This is a genomic window from Novipirellula herctigrandis, from assembly GCA_007859835.1.
Taxonomy (GTDB): domain Bacteria; phylum Planctomycetota; class Planctomycetia; order Pirellulales; family Pirellulaceae; genus Novipirellula_A; species Novipirellula_A herctigrandis.
Window position 1 is genome coordinate 533,374 of record SJPJ01000001.1, and the last position, 19,268, is coordinate 552,641.

Genomic DNA, 19,268 nt, shown 5'->3' on the forward strand with positions numbered 1-19,268 from the left:
ACACTCAACGCAGGAATGTCAGTCTTGAAAGGCTAACGCACGCTATTTTCTTGCATTTTCGAATTGTCGCATGGCTCGCTACATTTGCAACTATGGCACCCAACGCGTCCACCCAAGGCATCCGCTCCCGCGGGCAATTCCGAAAACCGACGCCATATCGCCTGGACCACTAGCCATCCGCCCATGATTAGCGTAATTCCGATTACCGGTTTGAGAAAAGATTCGATCATCGTTGATTCCTGTACGCTGCGATACTTACGCATCAAAGTTTCTGTGGATGCACTGTGTTGGCGTCCCGCCACTTCCTACAGCCAAATCCTAGCTACCAAAAACGCCCTCATTTTACCGAGTGTCTAATTAAACAACCCCGCAAATCCCATAAAACAGACCGACAGCAGCCCAGCCAGGATCAACGTGATCGCCGTTCCTTTGACCATTTCAGGCGTCTTCGCGAGCTCCAATTTCTCTCTCAATCCCGCCATTAAAACGAGGGCCAATGTAAATCCGACTCCGGCTCCAATTGCAAACACAATCGATTGCAGAAACCCATAACCACGATTGGTTTGAAACAAAGCGACAGCCAAAATCGCACAGTTCGTTGTGATCAACGGTAAAAAAATACCGAGCGCCTTGAACAACGCCGGACTCATCTTCTTGATGAACATCTCGACCAATTGAACAGTCGATGCGATGACCGCGATGAACGAGATCAATTCAAGGTAGGGCGCGTCAACGGCTTGCAATAGCAAGTGAATACCAAACGCCGCCATCGAACTGACTACCATCACAAACGTCACCGCCGCGCCCATCCGTAACGCAGTGTCTCGCTTGTTTGAAACGCCTAAGAACGGACAAATCCCAAGGAAGTACGCCAACACAAAATTATTGATCAAGCACGCGTTAATAAATATTGACCAAAGCGATGCGTCGCTCATTTCGATGCTCCTTCCATTTCCGCCTTCGCTGCTCGCCGTTGGTTCATCCAATTAATGAACAGCAACCAAGCACCGAGAGTAAAAAATCCACCAGGCGGCAACATCATGATCGTCCACTCTTGGTACGACTCGCCAAAGATGCGAAACCCGAACAAACTTCCGTTCCCCATGATCTCGCGGACAACGCCTAAGCAGAGAAGTCCGAGCAAAAAGCCAAGCCCCATGCCGAGCGCATCAAACACTGAACGACGAATTCCGTTCTTCGAAGCAAACGCTTCGGCACGCCCGAGAATCAAACAGTTAACAACAATCAACGAGATAAAGGCACCGAGCGCCTTGTGAAGATCCAAACTGATGGCTTGGATCAAGTAGTCGACGATCGTCACAAATGTGGCGATCACCAAAATGTATGTGACAATACGCACTTGCGGCGGAATGATTTTCCGCAGCAACGATACCGCTATGTTGGAACACAGCAACACAAATGCCGTCGCCATTCCCATGGCGAGCGCATTGATGCCAGTATTGGTCACCGCCAATACCGGACACATCCCCAATACCTGTACAAACACTGGATTGCGTTTAAGCACACCATCGAGGAAATCGTTAGTCCCCAAAGGGACGTCCTTTTCAAGGCCAACCGCCATCGTTTACTCTTCCCCTCGAAAATCGTTGGTCCGTTTGTGTACCTTGGGAATCCATTCGCCGGTGCTTTCATGTAGCATGTCTGCGGTGGCTCGCGATGAAATCGTCGCTCCGCTGATCCCGTCGATCTGCCACGGCTCGCTTTTTTCCCCTGGTTTGACGAATTCAATCGGATGCGCCAACTTGTCGCCCTCAACCGTAACGTCCAACTTTTCAAAGTTCGCCGTGAAATTTGCATCCGTTTGAATGCGGTCGCCGAGTCCAGGCGTTTCCCGGCTTTCTAAAACGCTCATTCCGACAATCGCTTGCTGCTGGGGCGAGTAGCCGTAAAGCACTTGGATGTAATCTTGGTATCCCATCCCGCGTGCGCCCAAGGCCAGCCCGACCAATTCGCCTTCTGCGTTGTAGCCGGCGAAAACCAAATTGGCATCCTCAACGCCCTCCCCGGCTGCCTGGAATTCGCCAGACGCTTCATCAAGCAGATAAGCTTCACTTGATACGGCCGCGGGAATCACGTCTAGAATCGCCAATTCGCGTGCTGCTATTTTGTTGCGTTGGATAATCGGTTTGGTGAATTCATAGGTGCTGACGATCAGCAAACTGCACACCACACCGACGCTCAATACGACGCCGTAAATCTTCCCTGCTGAACTATCGCCCTCAGGTGCCTTTGTTTCTGTATCACTCATGATGCCGGCCTCTGCTTGACGGTTCCATACACACGAGGCTGAATCCAACTATCGATTTGAGGCGTAACGGCATTACCGATCAGAATCGCGTACATCACGCCTTCGGGCATACCACCCCAAACGCGAATCAATACCACCAATACCCCGATCAGCACGCCATAGATGACCGTGCCAGTATGCGTTATTGGTGAGCCAACCATATCCGTGGCCATAAACACAGCCCCGAGCATCAGACCGCCCGAGAATAACATGAAGAATGGTCCAGCGAATTTCTCAGGATCGATCAAATGCAAAATGCCGGTAAAGATCGCAACGGTTGCAAGAATTGAAACCGGAATTCGCCAATTCATCATCTTGCGGGCGACCAAATAAATGCCGCCAATCAAAATCAGCAAAGCACATGTTTCACCAGTCGATCCCGTGATGGTTCCCATGAACAAATCGCCGGTGTCGGATGCAACACGATTGAATTTCCAATCGGAAAGCGGCGTCGCACCAGAAACACCGTCATAGACAGGTTTGGTCAGTGGCAGAGCCAAGGTTGATGATGGCAGCGAACCGTATCGATTCACCGGAGCGTCGGGCCAAGTCGTCATCGCTGCGGGAAACGCCGCTTGCAAGATCGCCCGTCCAACCAATGCCGGATTAAACGTGTTATAGCCAAGCCCACCGAACAAGTACTTTGCGACGGCCACTGCAATCACTCCGCCAGCGAACACCATCCAAAGTGGCAACGAAGGAGGCAACGTCAAGCCGTATAAAATCCCAGTGATCGTGACTGACCAATCACCTATTGTGGTCGGTTTGCCATTGATGCGACACAAGACGTGTTCCGTCAATACACAACTAACCGTTGCGGTAACCAGCACCAATAGGGACGCCAAACCAAACACATAAACGGAGTAAAAGCAGACGGGCAACATCGCAAGCACGACGTTGAACATAATTGTATCAACACCCGAATTGGCTCGAATATGCGGTGAGCTTCGGATGGTGAGTGTTTTTGCTAACCGGGTCACTTCGCCACCTGCGACGCTTTCCGAACCGCTGCTTTGGCAACGCGAAACTTTTGGACCAAGGGAATGTGGGAAGGACAAACGAATGTGCAACAGCCACACTCGAAACAATCTCGCAAGTGGAAGTCGTCTACCATGACGTCATACTGACCTTTATTGGCAAGCAGTCCCATTTGAGACGGATTCAAGAAAATCGGGCACGCATCGACACACGCACCACATTTGATACAAGGGTATTCGGTTAGGTTGTTCACTCGCCCCGTCTCGCGTTCGGTAAACGCGATCACACCAGTGGAACCTTTTGTAATCGAAATATCTAAACTCGATGCAGCCGCACCCATCATCGGGCCACCCATCACCACGGTCGTGATATCATCTTCAACGCCCACATGTTCGAGAATATATCGCAGCGGTGTGCCGATCGGGATGCGATAGTTCCCCTTCTTTTTAACCGCCGGTCCGCCCACCGTGATCACTCGTTCGTAGAGCCCCATTCCTTGCGGCAACAAATGACCAATCTCTGCGGTCGTCCCGATATTGGTGCAAATCACCCCCACATCGAGCGGCAACCCGCCGGATGGAATTTGGCGACCAACCAATGCGGAGGTCAACATTTTCTCGGCGCCTTGCGGGTACTTCACCGGCAACACTTCCACCGAGATCGGCGAATTCGGAGGAATCGCTTTGCGTAGCGACTCGGCCGCGTCTTGCTTATTTGATTCGACAGCGATAATGACACGCTCGGCACCGGTCGCACGCAACAGATACGGAATGCCTCGCATAACATCGTCGGCATGCTCAAGCATCACGCGATGATCGGTTGTCAAATAAGGCTCGCATTCGGCACCGTTGATAATCAACACGTCGACCTTGCGGCCTTCGGGCACCTTCAATTTCGCATGCGTTGGAAACCCAGCACCGCCAAGACCAACGACACCAGCCGATTGGATCGCCTCTAAGATCTCTTCGGGAGTCGCCGTTTCAGCGTTCACCGGCGGTCCTTCAAGGACCTCTTGTGTCGACGCTTCGTACGGCTCCAGAAAAAAACCGGGAGTCATTTTTCCATTGATCGCAGGTGTTAACCCAATCCGACTAATCACGCCGGTCGCTGGCGCGTGAATTGCGACCGACATGAACCCATCGGGTTTAGCCAACATTTGGCCGCGTGTCACTTCGGCACCCTCGCCGACGATGGGAATCGCCGGCTTCCCAATATGCTGGGACAATGGGACGACCAGCAGGGGAGAAAAAGGGAATTGGCGAATCGGTAATTCGCGCGTACCCTCTTTCGAGTCTGGTGGATGAATCCCGTGCGCGAACGTTTTCACGCCAAAGAGATGTTTCACTGCGTCAATCATCATCAGTTAAACTTTTCACCCCGAGCGATCCACTTGTCGACATCCTTCGCACTGCGATCTTTCGGTAAGCCAGGATGAATAATCCTAGCGGTGCATTTCTCGGCCGCTTTCACCAAATCAGAATACGGACCACCGTTTGCATCAATGATCACAGCTTGCTTCTTGTCGTTGTACTTGAAGATCTTCTTGTTGATGTTGATACACTCGTCACAGGACGTGCACTCGGGCGTATCAATCCAAGGCGACATCGAGTCTCCACTCGCGGCTGCCGACCCATTTGCGGACGCTTCGCCATCCGTGCCCGGGGCAACAGGTGCGGCGAGTATTGCCGCTGCACCGGCGGTTCCACCGGACATCATATTGGCGATACCGGCCGCAATTTGTTGAGTCATCTCTTGGCGAACTTCGTTCTCGATCGCACCACGGTCGATTGTTGGTTCACCGACCTTCGCGATCGAACGCAACATCGCCCAGAAGTCTCGGCGATCTTCGCACGACCGGACAATGGGTTCGGCGATCAACAATCGCATCAATTCCTGATCCCGTCCGACACTCCAAATGAACGGGAATTTCCCTTCACGATCTTCTTCGGACAGATCCAAGAACTCAGCAACCGGCACCATCTTGTCGCTCCATGTTTCGATCGGTGCGACGCGGTAATGTTTGCGGAACCGAATTTCGGTCGCAGCAAAATCAGCGAACGTCATCGGGATTTCCATTGACTTCTTGCGACCATTGTCGATGTAGTTCAATTCGTACGTTGGCCAGGTATCATCCATCGACGGGTTGCCGTCAAGATTGAAACAATCCTCAGGCAATACACCATGGTCGGGGTTGTACTTAAACAACGGGTAGGCTCGCGATTCAACTGCCATCTTCGCTTGATTCGCACTCATATCGTCACCGATGCCGTGTTCTGGCTGGCATGATGTGTAGAGATTGAACAGCGCTGGGCGACGAGTCTTCAAGCCTTCGATAAACCCTTCGATCAAGTGATTCGGATTACTAATCGAACTTTGCATCACGTAGGTCGTTCGGTGTGCCATTCCGATCAAGCCGATTTCCTTGCGAATTTCGGGCTTGCCCTTGGTCGCCTTGCCGTACTGGGCCATGTCCGAAATCTGGCCAAAGAAGCCTGACGTACAGGCTTGGCCACCCGTATTCGAATAGACTTGGGTGTCGAGCACGACCACCTTGATCGGTTTACCCGACATCATCGCTCGGGAAAGGTTCTGGAAACCGATGTCGTACATCGCACCGTCACCGCCCATCGCAACCACTGGCGGACACAATTCCCACTCTTCGTCAGTAAATTGTTCCCAATTGAAGTAGGTCATCGAATCGTCAAGCGGTTTGCCGCCGGCCAATTCGTTTTCAACCATACGGACCGCTTTGAACCCTTCGGCCATCTTGCTCATGTGACCTTCGAACAATCCCAAAGCAACGGACGTTGCGTCTTGGAACAAATGGTTCGCCCATGGGAATGGGTACGGGTTGAATGGGAACGTGCTGCCCCAAACCGAAGAGCAACCGGTCGAGTTGACCATGCCTGCGTTAGCGCGACCTTTGCCAGTGGTTCCATCGGTGTAACGCCACTTCAATTTTTTAAGATCAGCCAACATGCTGGTGATCTTCGACAACCATTCTTGGTCGATTGGTTGGCCACCACTCTTTTGCTCGACCATGCCTGCGATTCCGCCGAGCGTTACGTCGCCCGATCCGATTTCTTCGATGATCGCTGCCAATGCATTAGGATCGCTAACGTCGATTTCTTGAATCAGCTTACGGTGGATGTGGCTTTCCATCTTGGCGATCAAACCATCGAGATACTCGACATGCTTGACCACTCGCGATTGCATCAGAGCTTCGACCGTAGCGGTAAAGATATGCACGATGCTCTTTTCACCGCAGCCGAGGCAGGCACCATCACCACTGGCCAAAGCCGAATAGTTTCGCTTATCGAGCAGCATCGTTTCGAGGGCACCGATGCCTTCTTCTAGGTCTTGAACCCGACTGTACTTCTGTGGCGTGGTTGGCAAGTCTTGCCAAACGTCCCAATTGCGTCGCAGCTTCGCGACTGCTTCATCGGTCTGTTTCGCGGGGCGAAGAGCGTCGTCGTCGCAAACTTGGACGCATTCCATACAACCTTTGCAGGTATACGGATTGACGGTGATACTGAGAAGTCCGCCTTCACCAACCGCTTCTTTTTCTTTGTTAGTGAAGTAAGGACGTGACAGCGAGAATTGGAAATCGCCGAGTTCTTCGCGGAACAAAGCCAGTTCCTTTTTCACTTCTTCGTTCTTTTCCGGTTCATACTTCAAGTCACGAATCGTTTGGGCGATCGCACCGTCAATCATCTTGCCGACGTTGTCAGTCTCTTCCGAATCGCTCAAGAATTCTCGCAACCGCTTCTCCACCTTGCGAGCTTGTCGAGGCAAGTGTTTTAGATCGCCGTGGTGCTTTCGCACTCGGTCGACAATCGTTTCAAAGACTTGATTGACTTCGTTCACCAACCCGGGAATCGCCGTATCGGGACAAACCGTATAGCACTTTCCGCAAGCGGTACAGTTCTCAGCGACCCACTCAGGGTACTCAAAACGAATACCGCTCATGTCACGGAACAACGTTGTCACAGCCGGAATCGTACCGAGCCCCACAAACGGATCCGTGATCGTGTCGGTGCCCATCCCGCGAGCATAGAAGGAACCGGTTTGTTCCCAGAACCGATGGATATCGGTGGTCGGCGATTGACTTCGTGGCGTCGACTTGAGCACCATCGGCAGCGATGGTTCCGACGATCCCGCATGGCCGTTCGAACCGGGCTGTGCAACTTCGCCGTGTGGAACAGGTTGTACTTCGTCGTAACCCCGTTTCACAACCTGCATGTTCTCGTCAACGATACGAGCACCCTTGCCACCGAATTTCTTCTGCAATTGGGCATGGATTGAATCGAGCAACCGTTGTTCGGACAAACCCGCTTTCTCGGCCACTGGTGATGCAGCAAAGAACGCACCTTGGAAGGCAATCCCTTGCATCCGCAGTTGCAAGTCCGAATCGCTAGCGACTTCGCGTGCGACTTGGAAGGCATCGAGGTAAAACAGTTTGATCTTCTTGTCAACGATAATTCGCCGATAAGGCTCAGGGATGCTGGCCCACATTTCCGCAGGGCTCTTGGCATCGCTTTGGATGATAAAGACACCGCCTTCTTTCAAACCTGCCAACGCGTTGGTGTGGTTAAACACGTTCGGGTCAGGCGACAAGACCACGTCGACGTAAAAGTACTCGCTGTTGACGCGAATCGGTTCCGGCGAAGCCGACAAATAATAGGTCGTCGGTTGACCCTTCTTTTCGCTACCGTATTTCGGATTCGCTTTGATGTGGTAATCAAGCAAATCGTACAACGTCATTGCCAAGTTTTTGCCCGTGGTGATCGCCCCCCAACCGCCGACCGAGTGCATTCGGACGGTGATACTGCTATCGGGCATCAGATTTGGATTTTCCGATCCGCGAATCGCCAGCTCACGGATTTTCGGATATTTGTCTTCGATCGTCTCTTGGTGAATCTTCTGCTTTGGACTTACCGGCGTCTCACGCAGGAAGTCGATCGACAAGTAGAAGAACTTTCGCTTCGCCGCGCCAGGCAGCATGTTTTCGATCGCTGCAATGATCCCTTCGGGTTGCAAGTCGCGGCTGCCCATTCCGAACGAACCGGAATACAACGATGGTGCATCAGCAAGCGACGTGTAGGTTTCCAATTCGGGATACGGCATTTCTTTCTTGTCGCGACCGTTTTCCATACAACGGCTCAGCGTCGCACGGACTTCACGAATCAAAGGCAAGTCGACAGCCAAAGGTTGGTCCAGACGTTCTAGAACAGCAACGCCCTTTTTGCCTTTCAAAATTTTGCCAAGCATATCCGCAGGGAAAGGCCGGAACATGACCAAGTTGACCACGCCGACTTTGATGCCGCGGCTTTCACGCAAATAGTCCGCGACGACTTCTGCGGTAGGAACCATACTGCCTTGACCGAGAATCAAGTAGTCGGCGTCCTCGACGCGATACGTCATCACGCGATCATAACGGCGTCCGGTAAGCTCGAAGTATTCGTCCAGGGCTTGCTTAGTCAGCTCAGGAATATGATCAAAGAAGTAGGGGCGTTGTGCCGCGACACTCTGCATGTACGAATCTTGATTTTGCACCGTGCCGGTCATCATCGGATCGTCAACCGTCCAAACCTCCGGAATGCGTCGGCGTTTGTCGCCATACAAAATTTGCTGAGCTCCGGTCGGCGACTCGATAATGTCTTCAGGATTACCAAGGTATTCGGCGATCAAGTCACGCTCAGGAATCTGGATCGATTCGATCAAGTGAGTGGTCAAAAAGCCGTCTTGTGCAATCGCACCGGGCGTCAGTGCTAACTCAGCAATTCGGTGCGAGATGATGTTCAGGTCAGCGGCCGCTTGTGCGTCCTTGGCGAACATCTGGAAGAATCCGGTGTCGTCCATACAGTGATAATCATCATGACCGGCATGGACGTTCAATGTCGACTTCGTCATCGCCCGTGCACCGACGTTGAGGACATAGGTGAGCCGTTTGCCCACAGCCGCATAGAGCGACTCGTGCATGTAAGCGATTCCTTGGCCGGACGAGAAGTTACTCGCACGCAACCCGGTCATCGACAATCCGGCGGTTACTGCCGCAGCGGCATGTTCACCTTCGGGTTCGATAAAGATCAGTGGTCGACCGGAGGTGTTGACATAACCTTGTGCGGCCGCTTCGGCCCAGTACTCACCCATCTGAGTCGATGGCGTGATGGGGTAGGCTCCCGCCGCGTCGGTTCCTTCACGTTCACAAAGGATCACAGCCGTGTTGCCATCGACCGCGCCGCGTTTGCCAGGAAATTTAAATTCAGTTGCTGGTTTTGCCATGATTTTATCAGGAATGGTGGTGATGAGTGGTTTAGATTGCATCCAACTTTCAACCGTACCGGGCGTCGAGCAATCCGACGTTTGGGCGGCTAAGACTTGGACACTAGCGCTAGGCTTTACGTACTAGGTTATTGCATTGTGGATGCCGCCTTGGCGGATCACTTTTTTGGCCGCTTGGCCTTTGACCGGGCCAACATCTTTGTCGAGCCAAACGATTGCCCCGGTAGGACAACGCTGTGTGGGCTCGGCCGTCAGCGGGCCTTTGGTATAGTCTATTACAGGTAAACTGTTTCTCATTTGAATTTGGTCCGGTGCATCCATCGCACATCGTGTGCAACCGGTGCATGCAACTTCGCATTCTGCTAAGACTTCGTCACCTTGTTCAAGTGACGAACAGGCGACCCATAACCGGTCCTTAGCAGGATGGATCGAGAATAGATCTTTCGGGCAAGCCTCAACACAATCGCCGCACGCAGTGCAGAGGTCTTCGTTGACCACGGGAAGTTCGTTGGCATTCATCGTGATCGCGTCAAAATCGCAAGCGACTTCACAATCCCCAACTCCCAGACAACCCCAAAAGCAGGCCTTGCCACCACCGGCGACCAAGGCGGCAGCCGCACACGATTGATGCCCCTGGTAGACAGCGCGGTCGCGAGCGACGTTGCTTCCCCCAGCACACGATAACCGGGCGACTCGCTTTTCCTGTGCACCGACGTCCACACCAAGGTAGGTTGCAACACGTTCGTGATCACTGGGGCCGCCAACGGAACATTTCGCTGGCGAGGTTTCGCCGCTAACGAGTGCTTCGGCAAAAGCGCGACACCCAGGATACCCGCACGCACCACAATTGGTGTGAGGTAACATATCCTCGACCGTTCCGATCCGAGGGTCTTCGATGACGTGGAGATAGCGGTTGGCAACCACAAGCAGCGAAGCCAACACAAACGTCAGTCCACCGATCGTCGCAACCGCATTCAAAATAAGCATGGTTATCCTAAGCTAGCTTCTCGCTCACTTCTTTGGTGTTGAAGATGACGTACACGATAAAACATCGCTTCGCCAACCAATCAACGCGGCCTTATCCTTGCCGATTTTTTTTGATTAGGCAATAAGCGTTTTGAGGTTCTTGTTGAATGAAAACCGGAAATACATGGATTACAACGACAACGACAAGTGCAGCTTTTTTCGCACCCAACGCTGTGAAAAACAACGGTTTGGCATCGTGAATCTGCACAAAGTCCCGTTGTATTCGGTGCAAATGCGAATTTGCGTTTGTGCATCGAACCGCACAGAAGAAGTCGATCGAAGCAATTGCAAAAATGTTTTCGCGCTCTGAATGGCGAAACCGCGACGATATACCGCCCTATCATGGCGGTACTTCAAAACGCTGCTGCAGGGAAGTCCGTCCCATGCGAGGGCATCCAATTCCTCGACCTATCCGGTTCTGACGAAAAGACACACTTTCTGTCGAAGGAGACACTCAAATCGCCCCTGCCCAGTCGACTAAAGGCTTTACACCAGCGCTGGTGCCCCTGCCCCAGACTGCGTTGACGATCGCCGCGTCCTCACCCGCGAGGTTGTTTGGCTTAGGAATTCATCGCTTGATTTGCCTAACAAGTCCCCCAATCGGGTAGACTAAGGCTATGAGAGTCGACTGACCATGTTTTGTTTCGAAAGATCTCCAAGCGTTTCTGACTACGTCCTTCTCGATCGTGAGTTGTCGCAATGCCTGTTGAACCAAACCCACTGTTTCGCATTGCTGTCCTTGGTGATTTCAGCGGTCGCCAAAATCGAGGTGTTCATGAAATCGGTGACGCCCTGGCTCGTCGCCGTCCACTTTCGATTGACAGGGACAATCTAGAAGACTGCATGGAGCGACTTGGCGTCGAGTTGGACCATACGATTGAGATGCCGGACCAGGACCCCATTTCGCTTCGGTTCTGCAATCTCGACGATTTCCATCCAGACACACTGTTTAACGAATTGGACATGTTTGCTTCGCTTCGAAGCTTGCGTCGACGTTTGCTAAAGGCGGACACGTTCGACCAAGCTGCGACCGAGGTGCTTGGTTGGGGAGTCCAAATCAATTCTGCCGATACGACACAAAAGCCATCTCCGCCAACCGATGAGTCGAGCAAACCCGTCGTGGTCGATGGGGCGGACGCAATAAGTCAAATCCTTGGCGAATCAAGCCAATCCAAATCGGTCGTCTCGAAGGCATATGATTGGAACCGCTTGGTCGACGAAATCGTTGCCCCCTACCGTGAAGCCAAAAGCGATCCGCGACAACCCGAACTAGTACGCTGTGTCGATCAAGCGATCCAGACGACGATGCAAGCGTTAATCAAACATCCAAGTTTTCGTGAGCTCGAATCTGCCTGGCTCGCGATGAAACAGCTTGTCTACGGACTCGAAACGGATGCTCAACTAAAAATCTACCTGATCGACATATCGAAACAAGAGCTTGCGGAGGACCTGGAATCAAACGAAAAATTGCGTTCGACGGGAATCTATCGATTGCTAGTGGAACGCTCGGTCGAGACGCCTGGTGGCGAACCCTGGTCGCTGATTTTGGGAAACTATCGATACGGTTTGACAACCGGTGACGCGGTTGCACTTTCTAAAATGGCAGCCGTTGCGAAAGCCGCTGGGGCAGCCTACGTTGCCGGAGCCAGCTCGAATTTTTTCGGTACTCCCAACACCAACCAATCGTCCGAACAGGAAAGCGCGTCTCGAGAGGCAACGAATCAGTGGCAAACGCTGCGAGAAATGCCAGCGTCGTCACACGTTGGACTTGTTTGGCCCCGATTCACATTGCGGTTGCCCTATGGTGCAAACACGCGTTCGATTGAATCCTTTGACTTCGAAGAGATGAGCGACGACTCGAATCCACGTGAACTGCTTTGGGGAAATTCTGCTTTCTTGGTAGCGATGCTGCTTGGACAATCGTTCGGTCAGTCTGGATCGGCGTTAACCCCCGGAGAGATCCATACCGTAGGCGATCTTCCGGTATGGATTTATCGCGAACAGGGTGAATCGGTGGCACACCCATGCGCCGAATGTTTGCTTACCGACGAAATGATCGATGCGGTTAAGTCCTTTGGCGTGATGCCGTGCGTATCGTTCCGCAACCGAGACCAGGTTCAAATTCGGGGCTGGTGCTCGATTAACGGCGGGCCGCTAAGCGGACGCTGGTAATCGTACATCGCCCCAAATTGCCGCTTGAGCCGCTGCAACCGCCCTTTAACAATAGTGTTATTTGGCCGAGCGTTTACCTGCGTGCGGTTGGAGATTATCCTATATTACCTGAAACGAATGGCTCCGAAGCGAAATCCGAATGGTCCAACTTATCATCTCGAAAAGATGGGACTCATGACCCGAATAGCGAATAACCAGATGACACAATTCCCGACACGCCGCGGTAAATCAATTCTCGCGTTTGCATTTTGCATAGTTTTCGCTGGCTGGGGTGCTAGTTTTGTTCGTGGAGAGGTCGCCTACGAATTCACCAAGGTTGCCGATCGACCAATCGGAAATGCAGGAAACCTAGGCCTTTTCCCTGGGCTGAATAACAACAACCAAGTTTCCTACGTTGTCCGCAGCAGCCTGACGACGGGTGACATCATGCGTTGGGATTCCGGCGCCTCGGTCAATTTAGGAACGGGCTCGTTCATTACCCAGGTCCCTATCAATGACGCTGGGGCGATAGCCTTCGACAACGGATCGAAAGGATACGTTGCTGATGACACAGGCGTTGTGGAACTATTCAGCAGCTCACGAGGCGTTGACGTCTATGGCATCAATGCTTCGGGCGATGTCGTTGCTGCATTGGAAAATTCGTCGGGCAACTATGAGGTAAGGACACGGCGTGCCGGCGGGTCATCACGTCGGATTTTCTCAGACGCGTCAAACAGCGAGTACTTGACATACGGCAGCGGCGGACCACCATCGCCCGATATCAACGCCTCGGGGGACGTGGTGGCACGTGGGACGCTTCGCGAGACGTTTCGAGATGGAATTCACATTCACACATCTTCGGGGATCATTACGGTTGACGATACTTTAGGACCGCTACGGCGATTCGGGAACATCGTTGACATCAACGATTCCGGTGACGTCGCCTATTACGGCACTCCGGATGACCAAATCAGCTCCGCGGTGCGAGATCTATACCTCTACACCAGTGGTGTCGGAAGCAGCATCATCGCAGATCATTCCGACTTTAATTCGATCTCGGAAGCCGGGATGGTGATTAACAATCATGGCGATGTACTATTCAACGCCACTGCCGGCGGAGTAGCAGGATTGTTTATCGGTGGGAATCCAGCGACCGATCGCGTGCTGAGCGTGGGAGCGACGTTGGATGGCGGAGTCGCCACCAGTCTACTGGTTCGCGAGGGGATGTTGAACGATGCAGGAAACTTCGTCTTTACGGCGTACCTCGATGACAACATGGATGGGACCGCCGATCGGAACGCAGTCTTCTTTGCCAGTGCAACCGCTGTTCCGGAGCCTTCATCGTTGGCGTTATTCGCAATGACGGCATTTGTTTTTGTTAAGCGAAAACGACGCCGCTGATTCCCGAAGGAGCGGATTCCGGAAGAAACCGAATCGACACAAAACGGAGACGCATGGCGCGCTTTCGCATGACTCGGTTAACTCCCTTTGAGCGCCATTAAGATTGAATCGACGTTGGCCTTTGCGTCACCGAACAACATGTGTGTGTTCGGTTTATAGAACAATGGATTCTCAACACCCGCATAGCCAGTCGCCATCCCGCGTTTCATGACCACACACGTTTTCGCGGTCCAAACTTCAATCACAGGCATTCCCGCGATCGGACTGTTAGGGTCGTCCAGCGCCGCTGGATTCACGATATCGTTGGCTCCGATCACGAGAATAGCGTCGGTGCCGCTCATGTCCTCGTTGATCTCGTCCATCTCCAACACAATGTCATAGGGCACATTCGCTTCGGCCAAAAGCACGTTCATATGGCCGGGCAATCGACCGGCGACCGGATGGATTGCGAAGCGAACCTCTTTCCCTCGGTTCGTCAATTCTTTGACCACTTCGGCGAGGGAATGTTGGGCCTGGGCAACCGCCATCCCATAGCCTGGAACGATCACGATGCTCTGCGACTCCTCGAGTAATTCCACCGTGTCGTTCACCGAATACTCTGTCACCTCCCCTTCAATCTCGGCTGCCGGCCCGCTCCATCCACCGCCAAAACCGCCCATAATGACGCTGAAGAAGCTCCGGTTCATCGCTTCGCACATGATGTAGGAAAGAATCGCTCCCGAGCTGCCGACCAATGCACCAGTAATAATCAACGCGTGATTCTTGAGCATGAAACCGGCCGACGCAGCTGCCCACCCGGAATACGAGTTCAACATCGATACCACCACCGGCATATCGGCACCGCCAATCGCAGCGACAATATGGATGCCGAGTACCGATGCGATTGCCGTCATGATCAGCAGCGGCACCATCGCAGCGTTTGTGTCGGCTCGAACGAACCAGACACCAAGAGCACCACTCGCGACAAGCATCACAATGTTCAGCGCATGCCGCCCCGGCAGCGTGATCGCTTTGCCTGACACGGATCCGCGCAACTTCAAAAACGCCAAAATCGAACCAGTGAAGGTAACGGCTCCAATAAAAACGCCTGCGAAAATCTCAATCGCGTGAATCAGTTCCTCGGAAGGAATCACCTCGACGCCAGGTTCAATGTGACTCGATATTCCAACCAACACCGCTGCTAAGCCGACAAAGCTATGCAAGAGTGCCACCAACTCGGGCATCCCCGTCATGGGCACTCGAGCAGCCAAAACGGCACCAATCACCACAGCCGGAAGGATGGCGAAAGCGACGACCGAAAATCCGCCCGTCATCACGCCAAACGCAGTCGCAACGATCGCCACGATCATTCCGACAATGCCAAGCACATTGCCCCGCTTGGCAGTCGTTTGGTGCGACAACCCCGCTAGACTGAAAATGAACAATACGGCGGCGACGACATAGGCAACCGTTGCAAGCGATTGGCTCAGGGGAAAGCTGTCATTGGCTAACAAGCCGACGGAAGAGTAACTCAAGTTGTCCACCATGGTTTGCGAGGCCTATTTTCGAAACATCTTCAACATGCGATGCGTCACCAGAAAACCACCAGCGATATTGATCGTGGCAAAGAAGATTGCCACCGCACCAAGGATTATCGCAGCGATACTTTGTGTACCGACCTGGACCATTCCGCCGACAATAATAATGCCACTGATCGCATTGGTCACACTCATCAGTGGTGTATGTAGCGATGCACTCACATTCCAAATCACTTGCCAACCGATCAAACACGCCAAAGCGAAAACTGTCATATCGGTGATAAATTCTCGGTTCCCCGTCATTCCAATACCAACGAGCACCAAACCTGCGGCAACCAAGATCAAAAGGTCGACCATTCCAATTCGCTTTTGCACAACCGTTGCCGGCGACGCCAGTGGTTCCGGTGCAGTGGCGCGTTGGGCTGCTGAAACAGCGACCGGTGGCGGAGGCCAAGTGATGACGCCATTGTGAACAACCGTGGCACTGCGAATCACCACGTTGTCCATGTCGATGTGCAAGTTCTCGGCACCGCCCATTTCTTCGAGTAAATGATACAAATTGGTTCCGTACAACTGGCTTGATGTATGAGCCAACCGGCTCGCCAAATCGCTGAAGCCAACAATATGCACCCCCGCATGCATCGTCACTTGATCTGCAACGGTGCATTCACAATTACCTCCCTGTTCGGCAGCCAAGTCAACGACAATGCTCCCTCGGCGCATCGATTCGACCATTTCGCGCGTGATCAAAGTGGGTGCCGTTTTTCCGGGGATCAGCGCCGTGGTGATGATGATATCGACCTCTTTCGCCTGAGCCGCGAACAATGCCATTTCCGCTTCGATGAACTCCTTGCTCATCGTTTTCGCGTAACCGCCAGCGGTACCGGCTTCTTCCTCGGTGTCGATTTGTACCGTCAAAAACTCGGCCCCCATGCTTTGCACTTGCTCGGCCACTTCGGGGCGTACATCGAACGCGCGAACGATTGCTCCGAGTCCGCGAGCCGTCCCGATCGCCGACAAACCGGCCACGCCCGCACCAATGACGAGTACTTTCGCTGGCGGCACTTTACCAGCTGCCGTGATTTGGCCCGTAAAGAATCGTCCGAACAAACCAGCCGCTTCAACGACCGCTCGATAACCGGCGATGTTAGCGGTGGAACTCAGTGCATCCATCTTCTGCGCACGACTGATCCGCGGGATCGCATCAATCGCTAACGCATTGACGTTCTTTGCAGACAACTTTTCAAGGAGGGACCGATTGGTTGCCGGCGCAATAAAGCTGATCAACGTTTGCCCTTGGTGCATTTGGGCAATTTCGTGGTCCTCAGGCGAGCGTACCTTTAAGATAATGTCGGCTGTTGACCAAACGTGGTTTGCGTCGCCGCTGATTTCGCAGCCCACGGCGCGATAGGCGTCGTCATGAAAACTGGCCGCAGTACCTGCGTTGGTTTCAACAACAACATCGAAACCGAGCTTTTCTTTCAACCGACGAACTGTCTCGGGTGTCGCGGCGACACGACACTCGCGCGCGAAAATCTCTTTCGTGATACCGACTTTCATTTTCGATTCGTACCTTCAGAGAGAGATTCGTGCCTTCAGAGAATCGGGATGCGTCTTCACAAAGGGCCTCGTTCCTGGTAACCCGTTTTCGCGATAGCCTGCTTGTTTCGCGATAGCCTGCTTGTTTCGCGATAGCCTGCTTGTTTCGCGATAGCCTGCTTGAACGATGGGCTACCTCACGGGCCTAGCTCTCGGGCTACCTTTCGATGGTAGGTCAAGCAGGTTGTCCCCACAAGCTGATGGCGACACGCCGATCGCCACAGGACGAAAAAACTTTTGCCATGTAAACCCTGTAGGTCCCAACAACCCATAGGCCACAACCGCAGGCGATTGGTGTAGAATCGAAGCCTTGCTTTGAATCCGCTACCCTCCTACCACGACCAATCACATGCGCCGACTTTCCTGTTCGCTTCTTTCATTGTTCTTTCTGCTCTCACTAACGAGCCAACTTCACGCCGAAGCTCCGGGCGAATGGGTTTCTTTGTTCAACGGCAAGAGCTTAGAAGGATGGACGCCTAAAATTCGCTTCCACGAAGCAGGTGACAACTTTGGCAATACGTTTCGTGTCGAGGATGGCTTGTTGAAGGTCCGATATGACCAATATGACTCGTTCAACGAAACGTTTGGGCATCTTTTCTGTGACACGCCCTATTCAAACTACCGATTTCGCGTCGAATACCGCTTTGTGGGCGATCAGTGCAAAGGTGGTGCTGGATGGGCAACTCGCAATAGCGGGGTCATGATCCACGGCGAATCACCCGCCGAAATGGATGTTGACCAACGGTTTCCCACGTCGATCGAAGTCCAACTGCTCGGAGGCGATGGCACCCACGACCGAAGTACCGCCAATTTGTGTACGCCCGGAACAAATGTGGTTCTCAAGGGCGATTTGTTTATGCCTCACTGTACGAGTTCGACATCGGAAACCTACCACGGTGAACAATGGGTGACCGTTGAAATCGAAGTCCACGGGAACCAAGTCATTAAACATATCATCGATGGCAAAACGGTCATTGAATACAGCGAGGCTCAGTTAGATCCGCGAGACGCTCATGCAAAAGCGTTGGCAGACAAGCATGGCACCATCGCACTCTCAGGCGGCTCGATTTCGCTGCAATCCGAGAGTCACCCGGTAGATTTCCGCAAGGTTGAAATCATGGTACTTCCCGAGTCGGATCAAGCTAACGCCGATGCTAAGTAGCCTGTCGGCTCTCGAAATTGCCATGGTCGTGCTCGGCGCCGGCGGGATCGGATTCAGCAAAGCTGGGTTTCCCGGCGTCAGCATGCTGCATGTGGTACTGTTCGCGATTGTGTTTGGTCCCAAAGAATCCACCGGTGTGCTGCTACCGCTGCTGGTGGTTGGCGATCTATTTGCAATTCGGTTGTTTGGCCAAGTTGCTGACTGGACTCACGTACGTCGACTGTTGCCACCAACCCTGACGGGGATTCTCATCGGCTGGAAAATGATGGGATCGCTCGACGAAGACATCTTCCGAATCGTTGTCGGAGTCATCATCATGGTGCTGACGGTGATCCAAGGATTGCGAATGTGGCGACCGGAGGCGTTCGATTCGATTCCCCATTCCCGTTGGTTCGCACTCGTTTTGGGATTGCTGGCCGGGATGACGACCATGCTGGCTAACGCTGCGGGACCGGTGGTCGCGCTGTATTTGTTAGCCGTCAGTTTGCCAAAGTGGGAATTGATCGGAACCAGCGCTTGGTTGTTCCTGGTATTGAATCTGATCAAATTGCCCTTGAGCTTCAACCTGGGTCTGATCACGCCATCCACGTTGGCTGTCAATGTAACATTCGCAGCCGCCGTGCCGATGGGGATGTTAGCAGGTCGATGGCTGGTTCACCGCGTCCCCCAGTTCTGGTTCAACGTCATTCTACTAGCGTTTACAGCCATCGCTGCAGCTCGGTTGCTGGGGTGGTTCTAAAGCACTCTCATCATTGACTGGGCGCATCGTTATTGACTGGGCGCACCGTAGGCCAGGACCTGTCCTGGCGATGCGATCGGCAACTCTAAATAGAAAAAGCCC

14 protein-coding genes are annotated in these 19,268 nt (G+C 53.0%); 4 read left to right on the plus strand and 10 right to left on the minus strand.

Annotated features, from left to right (window positions below; translation table 11 throughout):
- Positions 1–32: 32 nt before the first annotated feature.
- From CA13_RS01855 to CA13_RS01890, 8 genes are all read right to left on the minus strand, one after another.
- A complete protein-coding gene (locus CA13_RS01855) occupies positions 33–230 on the minus strand; it encodes a hypothetical protein (RefSeq protein ID WP_146394262.1) in 198 nt (65 codons plus the stop codon).
- Between the two features lie 123 nt (positions 231–353).
- Positions 354–935 (minus strand): electron transport complex protein RnfA, encoded by a 582-nt coding sequence (locus tag CA13_RS01860; protein WP_146394263.1) that lies wholly within the window; start codon positions 933–935, stop codon positions 354–356.
- Complete coding sequence (gene rsxE, locus CA13_RS01865; protein WP_146394264.1) at positions 932–1,582, minus strand: electron transport complex subunit RsxE; 651 nt, start codon at positions 1,580–1,582, stop codon at positions 932–934. Before rsxE ends, CA13_RS01860 begins: the two co-directional genes overlap by 4 nt.
- A gap of 3 nt (positions 1,583–1,585) precedes the next feature.
- Positions 1,586–2,269 carry an RnfABCDGE type electron transport complex subunit G gene (locus CA13_RS01870; protein ID WP_146394266.1) on the minus strand — a complete coding sequence of 228 codons (684 nt, stop codon included), beginning with the start codon at positions 2,267–2,269 and terminating at the stop codon, positions 1,586–1,588.
- Positions 2,266–3,387, minus strand: a complete 1,122-nt coding sequence (locus tag CA13_RS01875; RefSeq protein ID WP_473087436.1) for an RnfABCDGE type electron transport complex subunit D — start codon at positions 3,385–3,387, stop codon at positions 2,266–2,268. Before CA13_RS01875 ends, CA13_RS01870 begins: the two co-directional genes overlap by 4 nt.
- A complete protein-coding gene (gene rsxC / locus CA13_RS01880; RefSeq protein WP_419193830.1) occupies positions 3,285–4,646 on the minus strand; it encodes an electron transport complex subunit RsxC in 1,362 nt (453 codons plus the stop codon). Before rsxC ends, CA13_RS01875 begins: the two co-directional genes overlap by 103 nt.
- The gene (locus CA13_RS01885; RefSeq protein ID WP_419193831.1) at positions 4,646–9,613 is read right to left on the minus strand and encodes a 2-oxoacid:acceptor oxidoreductase family protein; all 4,968 of its coding nucleotides are present in this window, start codon (positions 9,611–9,613) and stop codon (positions 4,646–4,648) included. The genes rsxC and CA13_RS01885 overlap by 1 nt, the downstream gene beginning before the upstream one ends.
- A gap of 81 nt (positions 9,614–9,694) precedes the next feature.
- Positions 9,695–10,558: an RnfABCDGE type electron transport complex subunit B gene (locus CA13_RS01890; RefSeq protein WP_146394270.1), complete on the minus strand. Its 864-nt coding sequence runs from the start codon at positions 10,556–10,558 to the stop codon at positions 9,695–9,697.
- A gap of 738 nt (positions 10,559–11,296) precedes the next feature.
- Between CA13_RS01890 and CA13_RS01895 the strand changes: the two genes are divergently transcribed.
- Positions 11,297–12,769, plus strand: a complete 1,473-nt coding sequence (locus CA13_RS01895) for a type VI secretion system contractile sheath domain-containing protein (protein WP_146394272.1) — start codon at positions 11,297–11,299, stop codon at positions 12,767–12,769.
- A gap of 174 nt (positions 12,770–12,943) precedes the next feature.
- Complete coding sequence (locus tag CA13_RS01900; RefSeq protein ID WP_419193832.1) at positions 12,944–14,149, plus strand: PEP-CTERM sorting domain-containing protein; 1,206 nt, start codon at positions 12,944–12,946, stop codon at positions 14,147–14,149.
- 77 nt (positions 14,150–14,226) lie between these two features.
- On the opposite strand, the gene CA13_RS01905 is transcribed toward CA13_RS01900, so the two are convergent.
- Together CA13_RS01905 and CA13_RS01910 are read right to left on the minus strand one after the other, a co-directional pair.
- Positions 14,227–15,675, minus strand: coding sequence for an NAD(P)(+) transhydrogenase (Re/Si-specific) subunit beta (locus CA13_RS01905; protein ID WP_473087437.1), 1,449 nt, complete (start codon positions 15,673–15,675; stop codon positions 14,227–14,229).
- 12 nt (positions 15,676–15,687) lie between these two features.
- Positions 15,688–17,226 carry a Re/Si-specific NAD(P)(+) transhydrogenase subunit alpha gene (locus CA13_RS01910; protein WP_146394276.1) on the minus strand — a complete coding sequence of 513 codons (1,539 nt, stop codon included), beginning with the start codon at positions 17,224–17,226 and terminating at the stop codon, positions 15,688–15,690.
- 388 nt (positions 17,227–17,614) lie between these two features.
- Here CA13_RS01910 and CA13_RS01915 point away from each other — a divergent pair, with 388 nt between their 5' ends.
- On the plus strand, positions 17,615–18,427 hold the full coding sequence (locus tag CA13_RS01915; protein ID WP_146394278.1) for a 3-keto-disaccharide hydrolase: 813 nt from the start codon (positions 17,615–17,617) through the stop codon (positions 18,425–18,427).
- Entirely contained in the window at positions 18,417–19,166 is a 750-nt protein-coding gene (locus CA13_RS01920; protein ID WP_146394280.1) for a sulfite exporter TauE/SafE family protein, read from the plus strand. The genes CA13_RS01915 and CA13_RS01920 overlap by 11 nt, the downstream gene beginning before the upstream one ends.
- Positions 19,167–19,268: the final 102 nt, after the last annotated feature.